23 protein-coding genes are annotated in these 22,866 nt (G+C 64.5%); 15 read left to right on the top strand and 8 right to left on the bottom strand.

Annotated elements, in window-relative coordinates:
• Positions 1-4 precede the first annotated feature (4 nt).
• From dxr to frr, 4 genes are read right to left on the bottom strand one after another with little or no spacing between them, the layout of a single operon-like run.
• A complete protein-coding gene (gene dxr / locus AC1Y2B_RS00720; RefSeq protein WP_482251117.1) occupies positions 5-1,189 on the bottom strand; it encodes a 1-deoxy-D-xylulose-5-phosphate reductoisomerase in 1,185 nt (394 codons plus the stop codon).
• Positions 1,186-2,046: a phosphatidate cytidylyltransferase gene (locus AC1Y2B_RS00715; protein WP_482251116.1), complete on the bottom strand. Its 861-nt coding sequence runs from the start codon at positions 2,044-2,046 to the stop codon at positions 1,186-1,188. The genes dxr and AC1Y2B_RS00715 overlap by 4 nt, the downstream gene beginning before the upstream one ends.
• Positions 2,043-2,798, bottom strand: coding sequence for a polyprenyl diphosphate synthase (gene uppS / locus AC1Y2B_RS00710; protein ID WP_482251115.1), 756 nt, complete (start codon positions 2,796-2,798; stop codon positions 2,043-2,045). Before uppS ends, AC1Y2B_RS00715 begins: the two co-directional genes overlap by 4 nt.
• A 43-nt stretch (positions 2,799-2,841) precedes the next feature.
• Positions 2,842-3,408 carry a ribosome recycling factor gene (gene frr, locus AC1Y2B_RS00705; protein ID WP_482251114.1) on the bottom strand — a complete coding sequence of 189 codons (567 nt, stop codon included), beginning with the start codon at positions 3,406-3,408 and terminating at the stop codon, positions 2,842-2,844.
• A gap of 266 nt (positions 3,409-3,674) precedes the next feature.
• On the opposite strand from frr, the gene AC1Y2B_RS00700 reads away from it, so the two are divergent.
• A complete protein-coding gene (locus tag AC1Y2B_RS00700; protein WP_482251113.1) occupies positions 3,675-5,237 on the top strand; it encodes a hypothetical protein in 1,563 nt (520 codons plus the stop codon).
• A gap of 77 nt (positions 5,238-5,314) precedes the next feature.
• On the opposite strand, the gene pyrH is transcribed toward AC1Y2B_RS00700, so the two are convergent.
• On the bottom strand, positions 5,315-6,043 hold the full coding sequence (pyrH, locus tag AC1Y2B_RS00695) for a UMP kinase (RefSeq protein WP_482251112.1): 729 nt from the start codon (positions 6,041-6,043) through the stop codon (positions 5,315-5,317).
• 125 nt (positions 6,044-6,168) lie between these two features.
• Here pyrH and miaA point away from each other — a divergent pair, with 125 nt between their 5' ends.
• The 6 genes from miaA to AC1Y2B_RS00665 all read left to right on the top strand — a co-directional run bounded on the left by miaA (position 6,169) and on the right by AC1Y2B_RS00665 (position 14,512).
• Positions 6,169-7,062, top strand: a complete 894-nt coding sequence (gene miaA / locus AC1Y2B_RS00690; RefSeq protein WP_482251111.1) for a tRNA (adenosine(37)-N6)-dimethylallyltransferase MiaA — start codon at positions 6,169-6,171, stop codon at positions 7,060-7,062.
• 139 nt (positions 7,063-7,201) lie between these two features.
• Positions 7,202-7,999: an AraC family transcriptional regulator gene (locus AC1Y2B_RS00685; protein ID WP_482251110.1), complete on the top strand. Its 798-nt coding sequence runs from the start codon at positions 7,202-7,204 to the stop codon at positions 7,997-7,999.
• A gap of 342 nt (positions 8,000-8,341) precedes the next feature.
• Complete coding sequence (locus tag AC1Y2B_RS00680; RefSeq protein WP_482251109.1) at positions 8,342-9,982, top strand: ABC transporter substrate-binding protein; 1,641 nt, start codon at positions 8,342-8,344, stop codon at positions 9,980-9,982.
• 95 nt (positions 9,983-10,077) lie between these two features.
• Entirely contained in the window at positions 10,078-11,163 is a 1,086-nt protein-coding gene (locus AC1Y2B_RS00675; RefSeq protein WP_482251108.1) for an ABC transporter permease, read from the top strand.
• A gap of 3 nt (positions 11,164-11,166) precedes the next feature.
• A complete protein-coding gene (locus AC1Y2B_RS00670) occupies positions 11,167-12,330 on the top strand; it encodes an ABC transporter permease (RefSeq protein WP_482251107.1) in 1,164 nt (387 codons plus the stop codon).
• Positions 12,331-12,424: 94 nt separating this feature from the next.
• Positions 12,425-14,512, top strand: coding sequence for a dipeptide ABC transporter ATP-binding protein (locus AC1Y2B_RS00665; protein ID WP_482251106.1), 2,088 nt, complete (start codon positions 12,425-12,427; stop codon positions 14,510-14,512).
• 292 nt (positions 14,513-14,804) lie between these two features.
• On the opposite strand, the gene AC1Y2B_RS00660 is transcribed toward AC1Y2B_RS00665, so the two are convergent.
• Positions 14,805-15,419 (bottom strand): lytic transglycosylase domain-containing protein, encoded by a 615-nt coding sequence (locus AC1Y2B_RS00660; protein WP_482251105.1) that lies wholly within the window; start codon positions 15,417-15,419, stop codon positions 14,805-14,807.
• Positions 15,420-15,527: 108 nt separating this feature from the next.
• Positions 15,528-16,064, bottom strand: a complete 537-nt coding sequence (locus AC1Y2B_RS00655; protein ID WP_482251104.1) for a helix-turn-helix transcriptional regulator — start codon at positions 16,062-16,064, stop codon at positions 15,528-15,530.
• Between the two features lie 215 nt (positions 16,065-16,279).
• On the opposite strand from AC1Y2B_RS00655, the gene ssb reads away from it, so the two are divergent.
• The 8 genes from ssb (at position 16,280) to AC1Y2B_RS00615 (ending at position 22,272) form a co-directional block, all read left to right on the top strand.
• Positions 16,280-16,834 (top strand): single-stranded DNA-binding protein, encoded by a 555-nt coding sequence (gene ssb, locus AC1Y2B_RS00650; RefSeq protein WP_482251103.1) that lies wholly within the window; start codon positions 16,280-16,282, stop codon positions 16,832-16,834.
• Positions 16,835-16,934: 100 nt separating this feature from the next.
• A complete protein-coding gene (locus tag AC1Y2B_RS00645) occupies positions 16,935-17,297 on the top strand; it encodes an SUF system Fe-S cluster assembly protein (protein ID WP_482251102.1) in 363 nt (120 codons plus the stop codon).
• A 106-nt stretch (positions 17,298-17,403) separates the two neighbouring features.
• Complete coding sequence (locus AC1Y2B_RS00640; protein WP_482251101.1) at positions 17,404-18,054, top strand: hypothetical protein; 651 nt, start codon at positions 17,404-17,406, stop codon at positions 18,052-18,054.
• A 3-nt stretch (positions 18,055-18,057) separates the two neighbouring features.
• Positions 18,058-18,759, top strand: coding sequence for a DUF3307 domain-containing protein (locus tag AC1Y2B_RS00635; protein ID WP_482251100.1), 702 nt, complete (start codon positions 18,058-18,060; stop codon positions 18,757-18,759).
• A 24-nt stretch (positions 18,760-18,783) separates the two neighbouring features.
• Positions 18,784-19,143: a HesB/IscA family protein gene (locus tag AC1Y2B_RS00630; RefSeq protein WP_482251099.1), complete on the top strand. Its 360-nt coding sequence runs from the start codon at positions 18,784-18,786 to the stop codon at positions 19,141-19,143.
• A 200-nt stretch (positions 19,144-19,343) separates the two neighbouring features.
• Positions 19,344-20,087, top strand: coding sequence for a triose-phosphate isomerase (gene tpiA, locus AC1Y2B_RS00625; RefSeq protein WP_482251098.1), 744 nt, complete (start codon positions 19,344-19,346; stop codon positions 20,085-20,087).
• Between the two features lie 92 nt (positions 20,088-20,179).
• Positions 20,180-21,103, top strand: a complete 924-nt coding sequence (locus AC1Y2B_RS00620) for an EamA family transporter (RefSeq protein WP_482251097.1) — start codon at positions 20,180-20,182, stop codon at positions 21,101-21,103.
• Positions 21,100-22,272 carry a cytochrome P450 gene (locus AC1Y2B_RS00615; protein WP_482251096.1) on the top strand — a complete coding sequence of 391 codons (1,173 nt, stop codon included), beginning with the start codon at positions 21,100-21,102 and terminating at the stop codon, positions 22,270-22,272. Before AC1Y2B_RS00620 ends, AC1Y2B_RS00615 begins: the two co-directional genes overlap by 4 nt.
• 63 nt (positions 22,273-22,335) lie before the next feature.
• Here AC1Y2B_RS00615 and AC1Y2B_RS00610 read toward each other — a convergent pair whose 3' ends face one another.
• Positions 22,336-22,797, bottom strand: coding sequence for an Lrp/AsnC family transcriptional regulator (locus AC1Y2B_RS00610; protein ID WP_482251095.1), 462 nt, complete (start codon positions 22,795-22,797; stop codon positions 22,336-22,338).
• Positions 22,798-22,866 lie beyond the last annotated feature (69 nt).

The following is a 22,866-nucleotide window of genomic DNA, read 5'->3' as shown; positions in this document are numbered from 1 at the left end:
ACCCCTATGATCTGACGCGAGACTGCGCCTCTGCCCGCGCCGTCCTTCTAGCGACTTGGTCCATCTCCAGCACCTCTTCAAGGCTGGATGCGGCTTTTCCAAGGCGATTGTCGGCCGAAAGCCGCTCCAGCGTGGCCTCCACCAGCCAAGACATATCCAGAAACCCGATGTTTCCAGAAATGAAACAATCAAGAGCCACCTCTTTGGCCGCGTTGAACACCGTGCCGGCCATGCCACCGGTCTGCATGACCTGACGGGCCAGACGCAGGGCGGGATAGCGGTCAAGGTCGGGGGCGCGGAAGGTGATGCGGCCCAGGCTGGCGAAATCCAGCCGCTTGACCGGCAGGGGCAGACGCTGCGGCCAGTGCAGCGCGTAGCCAATGGCATGGCGCATGTCGGGCGTGCCCATATGGGCCATGATGGCGCCGTCCTGAAAGGCCACGGCGGAATGGATGATCGATTCCGGATGGATCACCACCTCGATCTGATCGGGGGTCACTCCGAAGAACTCTTTCGCCTCAATGACTTCCAGCGCCTTGTTGAACATGGACGCGGAATCGATCGTGATCCTTTGTCCCATCGCCCAGTTCGGATGCGCCGAGGCGTCCTTCAGCGTCGCACTGGCCAGCTTTTCCACCGGCCAATCGCGCAACCCCCCGCCCGAGGCGGTCAGGATGATGCGCTCCACCGTGGTCAGATCCTCGCCCGCCAGCGCCTGAAAGATCGCCGAGTGTTCGCTGTCCACCGGCAGGATGCGCGCGCCGTGCCGGGCGGCAGTGGCAAGGATCAGGGGCCCCGCCGTCACGAGGCTTTCCTTGTTGGCCAAGGCCAGGGTTGCCCCGGTGGCCAGCGCCGCCATGCCCGGCGCCAGTCCCGCCGCGCCCACGATGGCCGACATCACCCAATCGGCTTGACGCGCGGCCGCTTCGGATATCGCCGTGGTCCCCGCAGCGGCCTCGACCCCCGATCCCGCCAGCGCCGCGCGCAGGGCGGGCAGCAGGCCCTCTTCCGCCACCACCGCAATCTCGGCCTGCAGCGCGCGGGCCATTTCGGCCAGCCGGACCACGTTGCGCCCGCCGGTCACGGCCACGGTCCGATAGGTGCCGGGGGTCGCGCGGGTCACCAGGTCAAACGTGCTTTCGCCGATCGAGCCCGTCGCACCGAAGATGGAGATCCGACGCCCGCTCATCCCGATATCCCCAAAGGCAACGGCAGGATCATGGCCAACAGCCGCACCACCAGAATGGCCCCGATCAGCGCATCAAACCGGTCCAGCACGCCGCCATGTCCCGGGATCAGCCGCGAGGCGTCCTTGACCCCGGCGCGGCGCTTGATCAGGCTTTCGACGATATCGCCCATCTGCCCGGCAAAGGCCACGATCGGAGAGATCGCCACCAGACCCCAGCCCGCCCCGCCCTGCCACCAGACAAAGCCCGCCCCCACCGCCGCCGCCGCAATCCAGCCCGCAACTGTGCCGGACCACGTCTTCTTGGGGCTGATCGCGGGCCAGAACTTCGGTCCCCCCAACAGCCGCCCGGCGAAATAGCCAAACACATCCGAGGCGACGACGATGCAGACCAGCCAGACCACGATCACCGCCCCGCGCCGGTCCAAGGCGATGAACGCGTGCGCCGCCGCCGGAACCGCCAGCGAGTAAAGCGTCAGCAGGGCCTTTTCCCGCCGCGGGGTCAGCGCCATCGCCAGCGGTGCCAAGGCCAAGGCCGCGATCCAGACCCCATCACCCTGCGCCAGCGCCACGCCCAGCCCGGTCAGCCCGGCAACCGCAATCCGCACCGCGGGTTTGGCGGGCGCATCGGTCAGGCTGGCCAGTTCCCATCCCATCAAGGCGAAGATCAGCACCGTCATCACCAGAAAGAACCCGCCGCCGACAGCGACCGACAGCGCCCCAAGCCCGGCCAGCACCAGCCCCGAAGCCACCCGCACGCCCAGATCGCCCCAGCGCCGCGACGCGGCCTCTGGCCCCACGCGCAGGGCCCCGACACCGCCCATCCGATCACGGTCGCCCTGGGGCCCTTCGCTTGTCATGCCCGGACCACGCCACCAAACCGGCGCTCGCGGTTGCCGAAACGTTCAACGATCCGGCCAAGTTCAGCCGGAGTGAAATCCGGCCACAGCGTTTCGGTGAATTCATATTCGGCATAAGCCGCCTGCCACGGCAGGAAGTTCGAGGTGCGCGTCTCGCCACTGGTGCGGATCACCAGATCAGGGTCGGGCAAATCGGCCGTATCCAGCCGCGAGGAAATCAGCGCATCCGTCACCTCCTGCGCCGCGATCTTGCCCGCCACCACATCAGCCGCAATCGCCCGCACCGCCCGCGTCAACTCGTCGCGCCCGCCGTAGTTGATCGCAACGGTCAGGTTCAGCCCGGTATACCCGGCGGTCCGCGCCTCGATCCCGTCCATCAGGCGGCGCAGCCTTGTGTCAAGCCGCGAGCGGTCGCCGATGAAGCGCATCCGAACGGATTCGGCCGCCATCCGGTCAGCCTCGCGTTCGATATAGCGGGCGAAGATCGACATCAGGCCAAGGACTTCCTCGGTCGAGCGTTTCCAATTCTCTGTGGAAAAAGCATATATCGTCAGCCACTTGATCCCAAAATCCGGCGCGGCACTCACCACCTGCTTGACGCGTTCTGCGCCCTTGCGGTGGCCGACCAGTCGCGGCCAGCCCTTCTGTGTGGCCCATCTGCCGTTGCCGTCCATGATGATGGCGACGTGGCGAGCAGGCGTCACTCCGTTCTGGCGCAGCGCATCCGCCTTGCCCTTGTCGTCTGCGCCCACCGGCTTCCTCCTCACCTTCGCGGTTCGCCCGTTCCGTGCAGACCTAGACCTGCATGATCTCGATCTGCTTGGCCTCAAGATTGCGATCCACAAGGAGGATGGCCTTGTCGGTCATCTCTTGCACCTCTTCGGACCACATCTTCTGGTCATCTTCGCCCATGCCGGCGGCCTTGGCCTTCTTGATCTGGTCCATGCCATCGCGGCGCACGTTGCGGATGGCAACCTTGGCACCCTCGGCATATTGCGCGGCGACCTTGGTCAGTTCGCGGCGGCGTTGTTCGTTCAACTCGGGGATTGGCAGGCGGATCAGCGGACCATCCGCGATAGGGTTGATCCCGAGCCCGCTTTCGCGGATCGCCTTTTCCACCTTGTTGATCATGCCCTTGTCCCAGACGTTGATCACCACCATGCGCGGCTCTGGCACGTTGATCGTGCCAAGCTGGTTGATCGGCGTCATCTGGCCATAGGCATCCACCTGGATCGGGTCCAGCATCGACGCCGAGGCGCGCCCGGTGCGCAGCGAGGCAAATTCGTTCTTCAGCGCGTTCAGCGCGCCGTCCATGCGGCGTTGCAGGGCATCAGTGTCAATTTCAAGATCGTCTTGCGCCATCGCATCCTCATTCCTGTCGCCCCGCTGACGGGGTCTTGCGGTTCTATAACAGCAAGCCGCAGGGGGCGTACAGAGGTCGCATTATCCCGAAGCCGCGTGAAGGAACCGCGCCGTGCGGGCTGCACCAAAGACCGTCGCCGAACCGGCGGGTGGTTCAGAAAGAATTTGCCCGATGCGGATTTCTGCGACATTTCTGGGCAATCGATGAAAGACCAAGCCTTGTTTTGCGCCGGCTCAGATGCACAATTTGTTCAGAAGGACACGATATGGCGACGATTGCCCTGACCCAGATCTACGCTGACCTGCCCAACAACCCGACCGGCCTGCTGGCCCCGACCGATGGCTCGCAGGTCACCGCCTCCACCTCGTCCACCTTTTCCTACACCTTCTCGGATGGGACCGAATGGGCCGGCTACACGGTCACCGCGACCGGCACTGGCTTCACCTATGACGGCTCAACCCCGATTGACGGGATTTTGCAGGGGTTTGCGATCACCGACCCCACAAGCCAGACCGTGCTGCAAATCACCGGGATCGCCCCCGACAGCCTGGCCAGCGACCTGTCGGCGCTGGTTGGCGACCTGCTGGGCTTCACCGACCCATCGGGCGGCGGCGCCAACCCCAACCCCAAATCCGGCTGGTCGCTGCTGCTGTCGGGCGACGACACGATTGTCGGGTCAGACGGCGGCGACTGGATCGGGGTCGGCGGGGTGAATGCCGGCAATGACCTGTTCACCATGGGCGCGGGCGACGATCTGGTCAGCGGCGGCCTTGGCAACGACACGATCCACGGCGGCGATGGCTGGGACATTCTGGATTACAGCACCACCCATTTCGCCGAAGGCCTGCCCATGGTGCGCGGCCTGACGGTGCAGGTCGATGCCGGCACTGTGCTGGACCCCTACGGTTTCACCGACACCTTCACCGGGATCGAGGAAATCGACGGCACCGCCACCCGTGACACCTTCATCGGCGGGGCAAAGGGCATGGACTTCTATGGCCTGCGCGGGGCCGATGTGATCATCGGCGGCAGCAGCGGTCAGGATTGGGTTGTGTACCGCGACGACGTCTGGAACGGCGGCCGGCATGGCATCGTCGCGCATCTGGGCGACACCGTCGCGGGCGGCGACAATCTGGGCACCATCCGCGATGGCTTTGGCACCATCGATCAGGTCACCAACATCAACAACGTGGTTGGCACCCGCTACCGCGACATCTTCGTTGGCAATGCCGCCGACAACAAGTTCTCGGGCGGTGAGGGGCGTGACTATTACCAGGGCGGCCACGGCAAGGATCAGGTCAGCCTTTATGCGAATTTCACTGACGCGACCCAGCATGGCGCCACGGTGAACCTGACGCTCGCCAGCGGGCAGATCGTGGATGACGGCTATGGCAACACCGAAACCGCCCGCTCGATCGAGAACATCGGCGGCACCGCCTATGATGACCGGATCACCGGCACGCGGGGCGTCAATGTCTTCAGCGGGTACGAGGGCAACGACACCCTGACTGGGGGTGGTGGCCGCGATCACTTCGTCTTTAGCATCGGCGACATCCGGGCTGGCCGTGACGAGGTCACCGATTTCCACGCCGCCGCAGGCTCGGATCGCGACGTTCTGGGCTTCGATTTCAGCGCCGATGGCCTGTCGACGGTGCTGCATCTGGTCATCGGCGCGGCAGCCACCGAGGCCGTGGCCACCTTCGTCTTCGATCCGACCACGCATATCCTCAGCTATGACGCCGATGGCACCGGCAGCGGTCTGGCGGTGGATATTGCCAAACTTGACGATGTGACAACGCTGACCTCCGCCAACTTCGACCTGTTCTGACCAAGCCCGCGCGGGACGCCGGCCAAACGCCGCGCGTCCCGCACAAGGGTCTTAGCCACGGGCCTGATCCATGTATCTTAGCCATGCACCCGCGTATAGGTGCCCTGCCCCGACAGGATGCCCTTGAAGCCGCCGGGTTCATCCAGCGAAAAGACGATGATCGGCAGGTCATTGTCCCGCGCAAGCGCGATGGCCGAGGCATCCATCACCCCAAGATGCTTTTGCAGCACCTCGTCATAGGTGACGTTGTCATAGCGCTTGGCATGGGGATGTTTCTTGGGGTCCATGTCATAGACGCCGTCGACCTTGGTGCCCTTGAAGATCGCCTGACAGGCCATCTCATTGGCGCGCAGGGTGGCGGCGGTGTCGGTGGTGAAATAGGGGTTGCCGGTGCCGGCCGCGAAGATGCAGACGCGCTTCTTTTCCAGATGGCGGACAGCGCGGCGGCGAATGTAGGGCTCGCAGACCTGATCCATCGGAATGGCGGAGATGACCCGGGTGAAGACGCCGATGGATTCGAGTGCGGCCTGCATCGCAAGGGCGTTCATCACGGTGGCAAGCATGCCCATATAGTCGGCGGTCGTGCGCTCCATCCCCTGCGCGCTGCCTTGCAGGCCGCGGAAGATGTTGCCGCCGCCGATCACCATGCAGATCTCAACCCCCAGATCGCGCACGGATTTCACCTCTTCGGCGATGCGCTGCACGGTCGGCGGATGCAGGCCGAACCCCTGATCCCCCATCAGCGCCTCACCCGAGATCTTCAGCATGACGCGGGAATAGGCGATCTTGTGGTCGGGTTCGGTCATGGCGCTCTCTTTTCTGGGCTGAGGTTGGCTTGACCGGCAAAATGGGGCAAAACGCCGGAAGGTTCAACCAGATGACAGGGCGAAGCGGGGGCCTGCCCCCGCACCCCCGGGATATTTAGGCCTAGATGAAAGAGATTTCGCGGGAAAAGCCGGTGCTGATCGCGGGCCCCACGGCAAGCGGGAAATCCGCGCTGGCGATGGCCTTGGCCGCGCGCGATGGGCGCGTGATCGTCAATGCCGACGCCTTGCAGGTCTATGCCGACTGGCGGGTGCTGACGGCGCGGCCGACGGCCGCCGAAGAAGCGGCTTTGCCGCATGCACTGTACGGTCATGTCGGACGCGATGCGGCGTATTCCGTCGGGGCGTGGCTGCGGCAGGTGGCACCGCTGCTGGACCGCCCGGTGGTGATCGTCGGCGGCACCGGCCTTTATTTCAGCGCCCTGACCGAGGGGCTGGCCGAGGTGCCCGCCATCCCGCCGCAGGTCCGGGCCGAGGCCGACGCGCTGCGCCTGTCGGGGCAGATCGATGTTCTGCGGGCAGGCCTTGATGCCGCCACAGCCGCGCGCACCGACCTGTTGAACCCGGCCCGCGTGCAACGGGCCTGGGAGGTGCTGCGCGCCACCGGACGCGGCCTGGCCGACTGGCAGGCGACCGGGGCGCCGGCCTTGCTGCCGCTTGACCGGGTCGAGGCGCTGGTGCTGCGGCCCTCGGTGCCCTGGCTGGACGCCCGGATCGCCCGGCGATTTTCCGTGATGTTGGAAGAGGGCGCGCTGGAGGAGGCCCGTGTCGCCCTGCCCCATTGGCAACCCGAACGCCCCTGGGCGCGTGCGATCGGCGCGCCGGATCTGGTGGCGCATCTGCGGGGCGAGATGACCCTGGCCGCCGCACGCGACGCGGCAATCCTGGCCAGCCGGCAATACGCCAAACGCCAGCGCACCTGGTTTCGCAGCCGCATGGCGGGCTGGCGGGCGATCGCGCCGGAAGACGGGCTCACACGCGACAGCCTGCACATGACCTGAGGGCCGCCTGTGGTGCTTGGGTCACGGTCGGGTTGCATTCTTCCCATGGTGGCGCGCGCTGCGGGCCTGCAATCGCTTTTTCGCTTGGGGGCCGGGCGGGGCCGCGCTATCTGTTAACTTCACGCCCGCGAGAGCCAAGATGATCAGCACTGCCCCGTCCTCTCCCTTCCGTCTTGTCGCGATCCCCCGTCTGGCGGCAGGCGGGCGCTGGCGGGTGGAGGCCATGCGGTCCCTGTCAGAGCCGTGCTTCTTGTGGTTCACCAAGGGTCAAGGCCGGATCACGCTGGCCGGCCAGACCCGGGGCTATACCGCCCATAATGGCATCTTCATTCCGGCCGGGGTCATGCACGGCTTTGAGGTCAGCCCGCAAGTCTTTGGGACAGCCGTGTTTTTTGGCCGAGACCACGGCTTGGCCCTGCCCAAAGAGCCGCTCCACCTGCGCATCCGCGAAGTGCACGCCCAGCAGGATCTGAACGTCACACTTGACTCCATCCAGCGCGAGCTGGACGCCGACACCCCCGGCCATGACCGCGCCGCCCTCGCCCATCTGGGCCTTCTGGCGGTCTGGATCGAACGGCAAGCGGCCAAGGTTGCAGGCGATGCCCCCAAACCCGACGCCGCCCGCAAGCTGGTCGCCCGGTTCACCGACGTGATGGAACGCGACTTCCGATCTGGCGCGGGCGTCGGCGACATGGCGGCGGCGCTGGGTGTCACAGCCACCCATCTGACGCGCTGCTGCCGGTTGACCTGCGGCCGTTCGGCCATCGACCTGTTGCAAGACCGCCGCATCTTCGAGGCGCGCAAGCTGTTGTCGGAAACCAAACTGCCGGTGAACCGGATCGGCTCAAGCCTGGGCTTTGCCTCGGCGGCCTATTTCACCCGTGCCTTCCAGCACATGACCGGCAGTTCCCCAACCGCCTTCCGCAAGAGCCTTTGAGCGATTCGACACGGGGGCTTGCGGCGGGTTCATCCGTTTAAACGGAAAGCTGGCTGTGGTTCTGGAAACCGCCCAAACCAGCCGAATCCGCCTTTCCCGCCGGCCTTGCCGCGTGCCGCATCGCAGCATCCACGACATGCGTCGGGTTCTTGTCGCAAACGTTATAGGGGGCGACGAATCCAAGCGTTGACGTGGCCCCGGAAAAGGTGCGGAATGCCCCGGTGAGCAACTGCACCGCGCCAGCCCGCTGCCCAAGGCCCTCCGGCCCCCTCGGCAATGGACGCGCGCAAGCGGTGCCGCTGATGAACCAAAACAAGGCAATGGCCTGACAGGGAGAATGACATGAACGACATGACCAAGATTGACGGCCTGCATCCGGGGGCACTGATGCACCTGGAAGAAGTTCGGGCGGGCAAGCTGGACCGCCGCGAATTCCTGACCCGCACGACGGCCCTCGGCGTTTCGGCAGTGGCGGCTTACGCGATGATCGGCATGCCGGCCCCGGCCAAGGCCGATACCCCCAAGGTCGGCGGCACGCTGCGCGTGGCCATGGAAACCAAGGCGCAGAAAGACCCGCGTCTGGCCGACTGGCCGCAGATCGCCAACGTGTACCGGGGCTGGCTGGAATATCTGATCCAGTACAACGCGGATGGCACCTTCGAAGGCCGCCTGCTGGAGAAGTGGGAAGCCAACGAAGATGCGTCGAAATACACCCTTTATGTCCGCAAGGGCGTGAAGTGGAACAATGGCGACGATTTCACCGCCGATGACGTTCTGCTGAACTTCAAGCGCTGGACCGATGGCACCGTGGACGGCAACGCCATGGCCTCGCGTTTCCTTGGACTGGTTGACCCGAAGACCAAACAGCTCCGCGATGGCGCCGTGGTCAAGGTCGATGACCATACCGTCACGCTGAACATGTCGATTTCCGACGTCGCCGTGGTGCCGAACCTGTCCGACTATCCGTCCGCTTTGGTGCACAAGTCCTTCAAGGACGGCGATGATCCGTCGGTCAACCCGATCGGCACCGGTCCTTATGTTCCGGGCGAAATCTCGGTCGGTCAGAAGATGACGCTGAAGCGCGCGCCCGACAGCCACAAGTGGTGGGGCGGCGTGGCCCCGCTGGATGAAATTCACTACATCGACTTCGGCACTGACCCTTCTGCGATGGTGAACCTCGCCAGCTCGGACGAGGTCGACGTCAACTACGAAACCACCGGCGACTTCATCGCGCAGATGGATGCGCTGAAGTGGACCAAATACGAAGCCGTGACGATGTCGACCATCGTGGCGCGCTTCAACTCGGCCACCTCCGACCTCTACAAGGAAAAAGAGGTCCGCTCGGCGCTTCAGCGTTCGGTTGATCCCAAAGTCGTGCTGGATCTTGGCTACAAGAGCCTTGGCACCACGGCGGAAAACCACCACGCTGGTCCGCTTCACCCCGAATATGTGAAGATGGACCCGCAGGTTTTCGACAAAAAGGGCGTGAAGGACGTTCTGGCCAAGTACAAGCTGGCCGACGCCGAATTCGAGTTCATCTCGCTGGACGGCGGCTTCGAGCTGGACACGTCTGACGCCATCGCCGCCCAGATGCGCGACGCCGGGGTCAATGTGAAACGGACCGTGATGCCGGGCTCGACCTTCTGGAACGACTGGCAGAAGTACCCGTTCTCCTCGACCACCTGGAACCACCGCCCGCTGGCCGTGCAGAACATGTCGCTCGCCTACACCTCCACCGGGTCGTGGAACGAGACCGGCATGGCGAACAAGGACTTTGACGCCGCCATGGCCTCGGCTCTGGCGTTGGCAGATGCCGAAAAGCGCAAGAAGTATGCCGCGATCCTTGAAAAGATCCTGCAGGACGAAGGCTATATCATCCAGCCCTACTGGCGCTCGCTGTACCGTCACGCCAAGCCGAATGTGAAGGGTGTCGCGATGCACCCGGCGTTCGAGCATCACCACGCCGAGTGGTCGCTGGCCTAAGGCCAAAAGTCTGGGGCGGGTGCGCATCCTGTGCGCACCCGCCCCTCTTCATTCCGGCCGTCTAGGTCGGTCGTCTGGCTCGGTGGGACGCATATATGCTGAAATTCGTGGTCCGGCGCTTGGGCGTGATGGTATTGACGGCGCTGGTTCTGACCTTCGTCGTCTTCTTTCTCACCAATCTGCCACCAAATCTGGAAAAACTCGCCCGCTCCGAGGGCTCGGTCCGCATGACGGACGAGGCCGTGGCCTCGTGGATCGCTGACAACGGGCACGGCGGCTCGGTGATGTATCGCTATGCCGAATGGCTGGGCGTTGCCCCCGGCTGGGTGCGCACAGACGACAAGGGAGTGACACGCGGCCTCTGCATCCGGCAGAATGACGATCCCGCGCTGGCCCCGCATTTCTGCGGCATCTTCGAGGGCAACTGGGGCTTTTCCACTGTCTTCAAGAAACCCGTGCTGGAATCGCTGGGCCGTTCGATGGCGGCGACAGGTTGGCTGATGCTGGCCGTCATGCTGATCATGGTGCCCGTGGCCCTGCTGATCGGCGTGCTGGCCGGCATGCGGGAAGGCTCCCGCACCGACCGCGTCCTGTCCACCTTCTCCATCGCCACCTCTGCGACGCCCGAATATGTGTCTGGCGTGATCCTGGTGGCCCTCTTCGCCTCTCCGGCCACCGGCCTGTCGCCGCTTTTGTCCGATTGGGGTTGGATCAGCGGCAAGACGCTGTTTCTTGGCACCGCAACTTCCGCGATGGACTCCATCACCTTCTGGAACTTCGCCCTGCCCGTCGCCACCATCGCACTTTACGGTGTCGGCTACATCGCCCGCATGACCCGCGCCTCGATGACCGAAGTGATGACCCAGCAGTACATCCGCACCGCCCGCCTCAAAGGCGTGGGCTTTCGTCAGGTCGTGATGCGCCACGCGCTCAGGAACGCCATGATCGCCCCCTTCACCGTGATCATGCTGCAGTTCCCCTATCTGCTGAACGGCGTGGTGATCACCGAAACGCTCTTCAACTACAAAGGCTTCGGCTGGATGCTGGTGACCGCCGCCGGCAACAACGACATCGAGATGCTGCTGGGCGCCTCGGTCGTCGCCGTGATCTTCGTTCTGGCGACACAGCTGATTTCGGATATCGGCTACGTCTACCTCAATCCCCGTATCCGGCTGGGCTGACACATGGACACTCTCTCCTGGCCGATGATTTTCGCGCTGATGGCCAAGCAATTCTGGCCGGTCTGGGTGGCCCTTGTGGTGACCTTCGTCCTGTCGATCCGCTTCAAGCGGCGGCTGGGCCTGTACGGCAAGCTCTTTGACTCGCCGGTCGGCATGATCGGCTTTGCCATCGTGATGTTCTGGGTCTTCACCGCGGTCTTCGCCGACATGATCGTGACCTTCGATCCCCTGGCGCAGCTGGGATCGGTCAAGAACCCGCTGCCCGGCGCCCCCACTCCCGCCGGACCCGAGGGCCAGTTCCCCTGGTTCCTCCTGGGCGGCGACCACCTTGCCCGAGACGTGTTTTCGCGCATGGTGATGGGCGCGCGGCAAGTGCTGGTCATCGCCCCGGCCGCCACCACCTTCGCCTTTCTGGTTGGCATCACGCTGGGCCTTCCGGCGGGCTACTTCGGCGGCAAGCTGGACACGCTCTTGTCCTTCATGGCCAACCTGGTGCTGGCCTTCCCGGTGATCCTGCTGTTCTACCTGCTGGTCACCCCCGAGATCCGCAACACCGGCATCCCGGTGGCCCTGGCCGCGATCCTGTTCCTGATCCCGATCCTCTTCTTCGTGGTCCTGTTCAACTCGCGCTTTCACACCAACCCGCCCAAGCGCAACCTTTACGTCGGCATCACCCTGGTTCTGGGCCTCTGGGCCTATTCCGGCCTTGCCTTCAACATGGACCCGCTGGGCGTCTGGGGCATGGCGCCCAACCTGCTGAACGTCTTCGTCTCGGTGGTCTTCGTCAACGCCCCCACCGTGTTCCGCATCGTGCGCGGCATCGTGATGGACATCAAATCGAGGGATTACGTCGCCGCCGGCCAGACCCGGGGCGAACAGGCCTGGTACATTATGCTGTGGGAAATCCTGCCCAACGCCCGCGGCCCCCTGATCGTCGACTACTGCCTGCGCATCGGCTATACGACCATCCTTCTGGGCACGCTGGGCTTCTTCGGCCTCGGCGTCACCCCCGAAAGCCCCGACTGGGGCTCCACCATCAACGCCGGCCGCAAACTCCTGTCGATGATCCCCCACCCCGCCGTCGTCCCGGCCCTGGCCTTGATGAGCCTCGTCCTCGGCCTGAACCTCCTTGCCGACGGCTTGCGTGAAGAAAGCATGAAAGACTGATGCGCGCCCTCGCGCCTTTCAGTCTTGCCCAAATATCCCACGGGGGTCCGGGGGTGTGAAACCCCCGGCGCCTGCAACCAGCGAGACGCCAACCATGTCCGATACACCTTGGGACCCATCTCAACCGATCCTCGACATCCAGAACCTGTCGATCTCCTTCTTCACCCGCATGCGCGAAATCCCCGCCGTGATGGATTTCTCCTGCAAGGTGATGGCGGGCGAGGCGATGGGGCTGGTCGGCGAATCCGGCTGCGGCAAGTCCACCGTGGCCCTCGCCGTCATGCGCGATCTGGGCAAGAACGGCCGCATCGTCGCGGGCTCGATCAAGTTCAAGGGCCGCGAATTGGTGACGATGGACGACGAAGAACTGCGCGGCCTGCGCGGCTCTGAAATCGCGATGATCTATCAAGAACCGATGGCCTCGCTGAACCCCGCCATGAAGATCGGCGCCCAGCTGGCCGAAGTGCCGATGATCCACCAGGGCATGGCCAAGGACGCGGCATGGAGCCTCGCCCGCCAGATCGTCGCCGACGTCCGCCTGCCCGACCCCGACCGCATCCTGCACGCCTTCCCGCACCAACTGTCGGGCGGCCAGCAACAGCGCATCGTCATCGCCATGGCGCTGATGTCCAAACCCGCCCTCCTGATCCTTGACGAACCCACGACAGCGCTCGACGTGACGGTCGAGGCCGGGATTGTCGATCTGGTGAAAGACCTCGGCCACAAATACGGCACCTCGATGCTGTTCATCAGCCACAACCTCGGCTTGATCATGGATGTCTGTGACCGGCTCTGCGTCATGTACTCCGGCGAGGCGGTCGAGACCGGCAATGTCGTCCAGGTCTTCGACGAAATGCGCCATCCCTACACCCAAGCCCTGTTCCGCTCGATCCCCTTGCCCGGCGCGGACAAGAACACCCGCCCCCTCATCTCGATCCCCGGCAACTTCCCCCTGCCGCATGAACGTCCGAACGGCTGCAACTTCGGCCCGCGCTGCGATTACTTCGAGAAGGGCCGCTGCGACGCCACCGACATCCCGATGTCCGACATCCCCAAGGGCGACCGCCACGCCTCGCGCTGCCTGAAATGGGCCGAGATTGACTGGAACGCCCCGCCCGCCGCCCGGGTCGTCAAGCAGAAATCGCCGATCGGCAAGGTCGTCCTCAAGATGGAGGACCTGAAGAAATACTACTCGATCTCCTCCGGCGCCTTCGGCGGCGGCAATGCCAAGGTGGTCAAAGCCAACGAGACCCTCAGTTTTGAGGCGCATGAAGGCGAAACCCTCGCCATCGTCGGTGAATCCGGTTGCGGCAAATCCACCTTCGCCAAGGTCCTGATGGGGCTGGAAACCGCGACCTCGGGCTCGATCATGCTGTTTGACGAGAATGTGCAGTCAACCCCGATCCAGAAGCGCAACGTCGACACCGTGTCCTCGGTGCAGATGGTGTTCCAGAACCCGTTCGACACGCTGAACCCGTCGATGACCGTGGGCCGCCAGATCATCCGCGCGCTGGAGGTCTTCAAGCACGGCACATCGGATGAGGAACGCAAAGCCCGCATGCTGGAGCTTCTCGACCTCGTGAAACTGCCCCGCGCCTTTGCTGACCGCATGCCGCGCCAACTCTCCGGTGGCCAGAAACAACGCGTCGGCATCGCGCGCGCCTTTGCGGGCGGCGCGAAAGTGGTGGTGGCCGATGAACCCGTCTCGGCCCTCGACGTGTCCGTACAAGCCGCCGTCACCGACCTGTTGATGGACATCCAGCGCGAGAACAAGACGACCCTTCTGTTCATCAGCCACGACCTCTCGATCGTGCGCTACCTCTCGGACCGCGTGCTGGTCATGTACCTCGGCCATGTCGTGGAAACCGGCACCACCGATCAGGTCTTCCAGCCGCCCTACCATCCCTATACCGAGGCGCTTCTCTCCGCCGTCCCGGTGGCCGACACCAAGGTGATCCGCAAACGCATCGTGCTGGAAGGCGACATCCCCTCCGCCGTCAACCCACCGCCCGGCTGCCCGTTCCAGACCCGGTGCCGCTGGAAGTCCCAGGTCCCCGGCGGCCTCTGCGATGTCGAGATGCCGCCCGTGCGCAACCTTGCCGCAGGCCACCAGATCAAATGCCACCTCTCGGACGCGATCCTTGCCCAGATGGAGCCGGTGATCAAAATGGCCGCCGAATAGCCGGGTGCCCCGCAAAACTCAAAGGGAGGCACGCCTCCCTTTGAGAATTCCCCGCAAGATCGGCGCCCTTGGAACCGACACCGCCCCCCCCCATTTGCTCCTTGACCAAATACTCCCGCCGGAGGCCCTTGACCCGAGCCGGTTGGCCGCAGGCCAGAGGCGAGATGAAAGACTTGCGCGGCACGCGCGCCTTTTGGCAGGCCGGGCACGCAAGCCGCCTTAAGAAAAGGTTAAAATATTTCTTGAAATCGTTCTACTTCAATCGGTTAGACAGCATTGCACGCGTGCAATCCTAGCCCAGGATCGCCGCCACATAGTTCTGCGTCTCATCAAAGTCCGGCACCGCGCCGCCTGCCGCATCCACAGCCTCCGGCCCGGCATTATAGGCCGCCAAGGCCAGTTTCCAGCTGCCGAAGCGGTTGTACATCATCGACAGATACCGCGCCCCACCCTCCAGATTGGCCTGCGGATCGGTCTCATCCACCCCCAACCGCTCGGCCGTGGTAGGCAACAGCTGCGCGAGCCCGACCGCGCCCTTGGCCGAGACAACCTGCGGGTCCCAGCCACTTTCCTGCTGCACCAGTTTCAGGAACATGTCCTCGGGCACGCCATACTTGCGCGCCGCCGCCTTGGCCATGTCCAGATAGACCCCGCGGTAACTGCCCGAGTAGCGTACCGCTGACACGCCATCCTTGCCCGCCCCCGGCTTCAACCGGCTGGAAAACGCGTATTGCTGCGACAGCCGACCATCCAGCAGCGCCACCTGGCTGCGGAACTGCGCCGTGCGGTTCTTGCCGCCACCGCCCAGCGTCAAGCCTTCCGACCACGCCGGACAGCCCGCCGCAATCAGCAGCGCCACCGCTGCCGCACGCCCGATCCAGGCCTGATCCGCTTGCTTGAACGCCATTCGGTCTCCCCGCGCGGTCCCACGCGGCTCTCAATTGTGCTACAAATAAGTAACTTGCCCCATCCCGCAAGGGGGCTTGTGACCGGACAGCGGCCGTTTGCGCAGAAATCAGGTCTTGGCCGCCGGTTCGCGACCAACCAGAGCCCCGCGAAACAGGTCCTCGACCAGCACCGACACCAGTTGCGCCCGCCCTGCCGTGCCGGATTTGCGGTAAATCGCATTGAGGTGAGTCTTGATCGTCCCCTCAGCCGAACCGCGAAACGTCGCGATCTCGGCAATCGAATAGCCCTTGATGGTGAAGGCCGCCACATCCGCCTCGGTCGGCGTCAGGGCCCAGGTGCGGAAATACCCTTCCATCAGATCCGCCAGCGCCCCCGAAGCCGCGTTCAGGCTTTGCTGCATGCGGTGCTGACGGCCCAGTAGCCGCCACAGCACGATCACTTCGAACACCAGCCCCAGAATCAACCCGGACGAAGCTGCGATTTCGGACAGGTTGGCCGGGTTGGTCAGCGCGGCAAAGCCCTGCGGCAGGATGTCGGTCGCCACATCGCCCATGAAGATCACCGTGCAGACCGCCTGCACGATGATCAGCACCACCACCGGCCAAACCCCGGAGCGTGCCAAAATGTCTTTGCCGTACTTCAAGGACTGCCTCACCTGCTGGCAGCGGTTTGCTCCGCTGGCTTTGCGGTGATCTAGCCCGACTGGCGCCGTTGGGAAAGGCTTGGCAGATCACAAGACCGGAATCCTGCCGATGCCGCCGCGTCCTGACGCATTGCGGCGGGAGGGGCCATCGGTCTATAGCTTTTCTTAACCATGTCCGGCGAGGCTGCCGGAACAACGGAATCAGGAGAGGCGACATGGCCGGTTCGGTCAACAAGGTGATCATCGTAGGAAACCTCGGGCGCGATCCCGAAGTGCGCAGCTTTCCCAACGGCGGCAAGGTGGTGAACCTGCGCATCGCCACCTCGGAAACCTGGCGCGACAAGGCCTCGGGCGAACGCAAGGAACGGACCGAGTGGCACTCGGTCGCGATCTTCAACGAGGCTTTGGGCAAGATTGCCGAGCAATATCTGAAGAAAGGCTCGACGGTCTATATCGAGGGCCAGTTGGAAACCCGCAAATGGCAGGACCAGTCCGGTGCAGACCGCTATACGACGGAAGTCGTGCTGCGCCAGTTCCGTGGTGAGTTGACCCTGCTGGGCGGCCGTGACGGCGGCGGCGGTGGTGGCGGCGGCGACGCTGGCTACGATGACCGCGGCGGCTATGAAGCGCAAGGCGGCGGCTTCGGCGGTGGCGCATCTGCGGGTGGCGGCGGTTATCGTGGCGGCGCACAGGGCGGCGGTGGCGGTGGCGGCTTTGGCGGCGGCGCCAAGGGCGGTCGCTCTGACTTGGATGACGAAATCCCATTCTAAAGCGGCACGACAGACTTTCCCGGCTGCTCTGGACCTTTGGCGCAAATTCCCTATATAATCGCTCAACATCCCCGAATGAGCGATTTCAAGAGAGCGCGCCATGACCGAGCAGCCGGACAAGATCGAGGGCACGCCCCTGATCCGCCCCTCTACCACCGATCATCCGCTGTACGAGGCGGTGGTTGACGCATGTCGTACCGTCTATGACCCGGAAATTCCGGTGAATATCTTTGATCTGGGGCTGGTCTACACGGTTGAGATCTCGGACGATTCCGCCGTTGACATCCACATGACCCTGACCGCCCCTGGTTGCCCGGTCGCCGGCGAGATGCCTGGCTGGGTCGAGACAGCGGTGGAAGGCGTGCCCGGCGTCAAGGACGTGCGCGTTCAGATGACCTTCGATCCGCCTTGGGGGATGGAGATGATGTCGGATGAAGCACGTCTGGAACTCGGGTTCATGTGACAAGGTTCAGGGCTTGATTTTTTCAGCATCAAGCCTTTTTACTTGATTTTTTACCGAACAAGCCTTAAGACTTGATTTTGCGAAATCAAGCAATAAGGCTTGTCAAATGTCACCCCTGTTTGCCATCCTGACCGGCGATCTGATCGGTTCGACCGAGGCGGGGTCAGAAGCCCTCGATGCTTCGATGACGGCACTTGCCCGCGCCGCCGCCGGGATTGGGTTATGGCCCGGTGCTGCCGATCCCCGCTTCACCCGGTCCCGTGGCGATGGCTGGCAGATGGTTCTGGACCAGCCGGGTCAGGCCCTGCGTGCCGCCTTTGTGCTGCAGGCCCGCCTGCGCGCGTCAAAAGACGGTATTCCAACCCGGATTTCCATCGCCATCGGCCCAGTGGGCAGCCTCGGCTCCCGCGATCTGTCCGACGCCAGCGGCCCCGCCTTTACCGCATCCGGCCAGGGGCTTGACCGGATCGACCCCACCTCGCGGCTGGCCATCACCTGCGGCGTCAACACGCCCTTTCAGGATGCCGTGGCACAATTGGCCGACGCGCTGATGCGAGGCTGGACCCGTGAACAGGCCGAGGCGGTGGCGCTGGCCCTGCACCCCGGCCGCCCGACCCTCGCCGACATGGCCGCCGATCTGGGAATTTCGCGGCAAGCCGTGAACTACCGCCTTGCCGGAGCCAACCTGCGTGCCTTACGGTCGGCAGCCGAAGACTGGGACGACGGGTTCAAGCGCAATTTGGTGGAGGGGGTCTGACCGATGATCGCCAGTTTCGCGGCCCTGCTCTTCGCCCATACTCTGGCCGACTTCATCTTTCAAACCAACTGGATGGCGGCCAACAAGCACGATCCGCGCGCCTTGGCCCTGCATACGGCAACAGTCCTGATCACCGCGGCCCTCGCCACGGGCACAGCCACCGTATGGCTGCTGGCGCTGACAGCAGCGCATATTGGCATAGACCTCGCCAAATCCGCCTGGCCCAGACGTGGCCTTGCCCCCTACCTGCTGGATCAGGCCACCCATCTGGCCACCCTGGTGGCCGTTGCCCCCTTGCTGCCGCCCAGCCTCTGGCAACCCTATCCCGCCGCCGCCTCGCTGATGACGCTGGCCGCCGGCTTGATCCTTGCCACCCGTGCCGGCGGCTTCGCCGTGGGCCTGTTGATGGCCCCCTGGGCCGAGGCCGCGCCCGCAGGCCTGCCCGGCGGCGGCCGCATGATCGGCCATCTGGAGCGCGGCCTGATCTTCACGCTCTTGCTGACAGGTCAGGCGCAGGGCATCGGCTACCTTGTCGCCGCCAAATCCGTCCTGCGCTTCGGCGCGGTCAGCAACGAGGGCAAGCTGTCGGAATATGTCATCATCGGCACTCTCGCGTCGGTGTTTTGGGCAATTGTGGTGGCCGCTGGCACATCCATGCTACTCCACCTGCTGCCACCGCTTGGAATTCCCGATCTGACGCCCTAGATTGAACCGAAAGGAGATCCAAACATGTTCGGCATCCCCGGCAAAGCCGCCGTCACGCTCTCGCCCACCGCCGCCCGCCAGATCGCGGGCCTGATGGCCGCCAAAGGGTCGGAAGGCCTGCGCATCGGCATCAAGAAAGGCGGCTGCGCGGGTATGGAATACACGATGGACTATGTCACCGCGCGCAATCCGCTGGATGAGGTGGTCGAACAGGACGGCGCCCGCGTGCTGATCGCCCCCATGGCGCAGATGTTCCTGATCGGAACCGAGATCGACTACGAGATCGGTCTGCTCGAAAGCGGTTTCAAGTTCAAGAACCCCAACGTGGCCGAGGCCTGCGGCTGTGGCGAGTCGATCAAGTTCAAGGACCAACCCGCCGCCTGATCCGGTCCGGCCTTCCCTTTCAGACTTGTCCAAATATCCCGCCGAGGGTCCGGGAGGGTGCGCAGCCCTCCCGGCGCGGGGGGTCTGGGGGGCGGCGCAAGCCCCCCAGCCGGGGCCGCAGCGCGCGCTCCAGCGGTTTTCCCGCTTTCCATCCCGCCGCCTTTTGGCTACCCCTTTGCGCGCAACGCATGGAGGAGCAGATGAAGAAACTCGCCGCAGGCAACTGGAAGATGAACGGCTCGGCAGCCGCCCTGGCCGAGGTTACGGCGCTTTTGGCAGCCCATCCCGCCCCCTCCTGCGAGATGCTTCTCTGCCCGCCCGCCACGCTGATCGCCCAGATGGCCTACTTTGCCCGCGGCTCGGTCCTCAAGGTCGGCGGACAGGATTGCCACACCAAGGTCTCGGGCGCCCATACCGGGGACATTTCGGCGGCCCAACTGAAAGACGCCGGGGCGACCCATGTCATCCTCGGCCATTCCGAACGCCGGGCCGATCATGGTGAAAGCTCTGCCCTCGTGAAGGCCAAGGCCGAAGCGGCGCTGGCCGCAGGCCTTGCCGCCATCGTCTGCATCGGAGAGACCGAAGGGCAGCGCGATGCCGGCACCACCCTTGCCATCTGCGGCGAACAACTGCACGGCTCCCTGCCCGCCGGTGCCACGGCCGCCAATACGGTCGTGGCCTATGAGCCGGTCTGGGCCATAGGCACCGGCCGCACGCCGACCACTGCCCAGATTGCCGAAGTGCATGCCTATCTGCGCGCCGAACTGGTCAAGGCCCTGGGCGAGGACGGCAAGGGTGTCCGCATTCTCTACGGCGGCTCGGTCAAGCCCTCCAACGCGGCCGAGATCTTCGCGGTCAATGATGTTGACGGCGCCCTTGTTGGCGGCGCCAGCCTGAAGGCCGCCGATTTCGGCGCCATCGTGGCCGCGCTTTCCGCCGCCTGAACCGCCTGCCCCGCGCAACAGGCTGCCGCAGCCTGACCCCACCCTGTCGCGGGCGTGCCAGACCCGCCCGCTGCCGCATGGCAGAAGTCCGCATGAACATCAGCCTCCCCCAACCCGCCCAAACCAGCCTTCTCGTCGCCAATCTGATCTGCATGGTCTCCATGCTGATCTGGGCGGCGGGGCTTCCTGCCGCCGACCACCTGATCCCGATGATGGTGCACGAGCAGCTCAACGCGCTGCGCATGGGGATGGCGGGAATTTCGCTGCTGCTGTTCTGGGCCGCGTTCGAGGGCCTGCGTCCCATGCGGCGGGTCAACTGGCTGAAAGGCATCGCCGTAGGCTCCCTGATCGGTCTTGGCGCCTGGCTGCTGATCCTGGGGCAAGCGCGCGGCGGGGCGGTCACCGCCGCCGTGATCTCCTCCTCGCTGCCAGTGGTCGGCATCGCACTGGAGGTGGTTCTGGATGGCCGCAAGATCACCCTGGCGCTGATCCTCGGTCTGATCCTGTCGTTGATCGGCGGAGTGCTGGCGCTGGACCTGAAGGGCGGCAGCCTGTCGCTTGGCATCGGAGCCCTTCTGTGCTTCGGCTCGGTCCTGACCTTTGCCCTGGGCTCGCGCCTGACCGTCACCGCCTTCCCCGACCAGACGCCCATTGGACGCACGGCCGTCACCCTGATGGGTGCTGCCATCGCCGCGGCCATTGTGGCGGGGGGCCAGTTTGCCCTTGGCGCTGCCCCCGCGCCGGATTTCTCGGCCTGGGGTCCGATCGAGATCGCCGACCTTCTCCTCTACGCCGTCGGCGCCATGGGTGTCAGCCAGGTGCTGTGGATCATGTCGGTGGAGCGTCTTGGCATCGGCCTGTCCGCGCTGCACATCAACGCCGCCCCCTTCTACGTCATGCTGATCCTCTTCGCCCTGGGCCATCCCTGGATCTGGAGCCAGGTGGCCGCCGCAGCCCTTGTCGGGCTGGGGGTGCTGGTGGCACAAGGCATCATTCCCTTGGGACGCCGCAGATGAAATCCTTCAGTCAATCGCCCACCGATCCCGCCTTCGTGCAGAACCCCTACCCGTTCTATGAACGCGTTCGCCCGGCGGGATCGTTCTTCCATTGGTCCGATTACGCCATGACCTGCACCGGCAATTCCGCCGCCTGCAACGCCATCTTCCGCGACAGGCGGTTTGGCCGCGAGGTGCCCGCTGAACAGGCCCCGGCGATCCCCGACCACCTGAAGCCCTTCTACGCCGTCGAATCCCATTCCATGCTGGAACTGGAGCCGCCGCGCCACACCCGCCTGCGCAGCCTGGTGCTGCGCGCCTTCACCTCGCGCCGGATCGAGGCGCTCAGGCCCGAAATCGCCACCCTGACCGACGCGCTGATCGACGCCCTGCCGGAGGGTTCGTTTGACCTCCTTGCGCATTTCGGTCAACGCCTGCCGGTGATCATCATCGCACGCCTGCTGGGCGTCCCCGAAGAGATGGCCCCCGACCTGCTGAAATGGTCCAACGCCATGGTCGGGATGTACATGGCCGGCCGCGACCGCGACCGCGAAGACCGCGCGATTGCCGCAACCGAGGCTTTCGTGGCCTTCATGCGCACCTATGTCGACCAGCGCCGTGCCAAACCGGCCGATGACCTGATCACCCATCTGATCGCCGCCGAAGAGGCGGGCGAGCGGCTGAGCACGGACGAGTTGATCACCACCTGCATCCTCTTGCTGAACGCCGGACACGAAGCGACGGTCCACACCATCGGCAATGGCGTCAAAACCCTGCTGGAAACCGGAACTCAGGCCGCCCTGTCCGATCCAGAACCCGCCGTCGAGGAAATCCTGCGCTTCGACCCCGCCCTGCACATGTTCACTCGCTGGGCCTATGAGGATGTCGAGGTCATGGGCCACACCTTCCACCGCGGGGAACAGGTCGGCCTGCTGCTGGCCATGGCCAACCGCGACCCGCACGCCTGGGACGATCCGCAAGACTTCGATCCCAAACGCAGCGTCAAAGCCAATGTCACCTTCGGCGCGGGCCTGCACTTCTGCGTCGGCGCCCCCTTGGCACGGCTGGAACTGCAGATCGCCCTGCCCCGCCTCTTCGCCCGCCTGCCGGGCCTTCATCTGGCCGAACCGCCGGACTATGCCGATGTCTACCACTTCCATGGCCTCAAACGCCTGATGGTCCACCGCTAAGCCGTTTCATCCAGGCGCAAACGCAGGGACAAGGTCGGATGGGCGATCGGGCCCTGCGGCCGCCTACAGCGGCAGCGCCGTCGTCATCTTGATCTCTTCCATGCTCAGCAGGGCGGTGACGTTGTAGATCTTCACTTCGGAAATAAGCGCCTGATAGAAGGCATCGTAGGCGCGGGCGTTCTTGACCCAGACCTTCAGGATATAGTCGATGTCCCCCGCCAGCCGATGCGCCTCCAGCACTTCAGGGCGGCGGCGGACCACGTCCAGAAAGCGCTTTTCCCAGCCGACCTCATGTTCCGAGGTCCGGATCAGGACGAAGAAGCACGCCTCCAGCCCAAGCCCTTCGGGGTCGCAGATCGCCGTTGTCCGCTTTATGATGCCGGCGTCGCGCATCCGCTTGATGCGGTTCCAGACCGGGGTCTTCGAGGACCCGACCTTGCGCGCGATTTCGTCCAGCGATTGCTCGGCATCGGTCTGCAATTCGCCAAGGATTTTCCGGTCCAGCTCGTCGACTTGGGCCACCATTCCACCATCCCCCGCGATTGCGGAACTCTGTTCCAATTCATCCGACTATCAGAACAATCATCCTTATTG

The sequence above is a fragment of the Stagnihabitans sp. genome, from assembly GCF_964946895.1.
Note: the sequence above shows the minus strand (reverse complement) of the source record. Positions and strands in the feature narration are given on the sequence as shown.

Bases quoted from the DNA above. Each gene is read 5' to 3' on its own strand.
- AC1Y2B_RS00700 (WP_482251113.1), top strand. From the start codon at position 3,675: ATGGCGACGATTGCCCTGACCCAGATCTACGCTGACCTGCCCAACAAC.
- AC1Y2B_RS00615 (WP_482251096.1), top strand. From the start codon at position 21,100: ATGAAATCCTTCAGTCAATCGCCCACCGATCCCGCCTTCGTGCAGAAC.
- AC1Y2B_RS00685 (WP_482251110.1), top strand. From the start codon at position 7,202: ATGATCAGCACTGCCCCGTCCTCTCCCTTCCGTCTTGTCGCGATCCCC.
- AC1Y2B_RS00670 (WP_482251107.1), top strand. From the start codon at position 11,167: ATGGACACTCTCTCCTGGCCGATGATTTTCGCGCTGATGGCCAAGCAA.
- AC1Y2B_RS00610 (WP_482251095.1), bottom strand. From the start codon at position 22,797: ATGGTGGCCCAAGTCGACGAGCTGGACCGGAAAATCCTTGGCGAATTG.
- ssb (WP_482251103.1), top strand. From the start codon at position 16,280: ATGGCCGGTTCGGTCAACAAGGTGATCATCGTAGGAAACCTCGGGCGC.
- miaA (WP_482251111.1), top strand. From the start codon at position 6,169: ATGAAAGAGATTTCGCGGGAAAAGCCGGTGCTGATCGCGGGCCCCACG.
- pyrH (WP_482251112.1), bottom strand. From the start codon at position 6,043: ATGACCGAACCCGACCACAAGATCGCCTATTCCCGCGTCATGCTGAAG.
- AC1Y2B_RS00675 (WP_482251108.1), top strand. From the start codon at position 10,078: ATGCTGAAATTCGTGGTCCGGCGCTTGGGCGTGATGGTATTGACGGCG.
- AC1Y2B_RS00620 (WP_482251097.1), top strand. From the start codon at position 20,180: ATGAACATCAGCCTCCCCCAACCCGCCCAAACCAGCCTTCTCGTCGCC.
- AC1Y2B_RS00640 (WP_482251101.1), top strand. From the start codon at position 17,404: ATGTCACCCCTGTTTGCCATCCTGACCGGCGATCTGATCGGTTCGACC.
- AC1Y2B_RS00635 (WP_482251100.1), top strand. From the start codon at position 18,058: ATGATCGCCAGTTTCGCGGCCCTGCTCTTCGCCCATACTCTGGCCGAC.
- frr (WP_482251114.1), bottom strand. From the start codon at position 3,408: ATGGCGCAAGACGATCTTGAAATTGACACTGATGCCCTGCAACGCCGC.
- AC1Y2B_RS00680 (WP_482251109.1), top strand. From the start codon at position 8,342: ATGAACGACATGACCAAGATTGACGGCCTGCATCCGGGGGCACTGATG.
- AC1Y2B_RS00630 (WP_482251099.1), top strand. From the start codon at position 18,784: ATGTTCGGCATCCCCGGCAAAGCCGCCGTCACGCTCTCGCCCACCGCC.
- tpiA (WP_482251098.1), top strand. From the start codon at position 19,344: ATGAAGAAACTCGCCGCAGGCAACTGGAAGATGAACGGCTCGGCAGCC.
- AC1Y2B_RS00660 (WP_482251105.1), bottom strand. From the start codon at position 15,419: ATGGCGTTCAAGCAAGCGGATCAGGCCTGGATCGGGCGTGCGGCAGCG.
- AC1Y2B_RS00645 (WP_482251102.1), top strand. From the start codon at position 16,935: ATGACCGAGCAGCCGGACAAGATCGAGGGCACGCCCCTGATCCGCCCC.
- AC1Y2B_RS00715 (WP_482251116.1), bottom strand. From the start codon at position 2,046: ATGACAAGCGAAGGGCCCCAGGGCGACCGTGATCGGATGGGCGGTGTC.
- AC1Y2B_RS00665 (WP_482251106.1), top strand. From the start codon at position 12,425: ATGTCCGATACACCTTGGGACCCATCTCAACCGATCCTCGACATCCAG.
- dxr (WP_482251117.1), bottom strand. From the start codon at position 1,189: ATGAGCGGGCGTCGGATCTCCATCTTCGGTGCGACGGGCTCGATCGGC.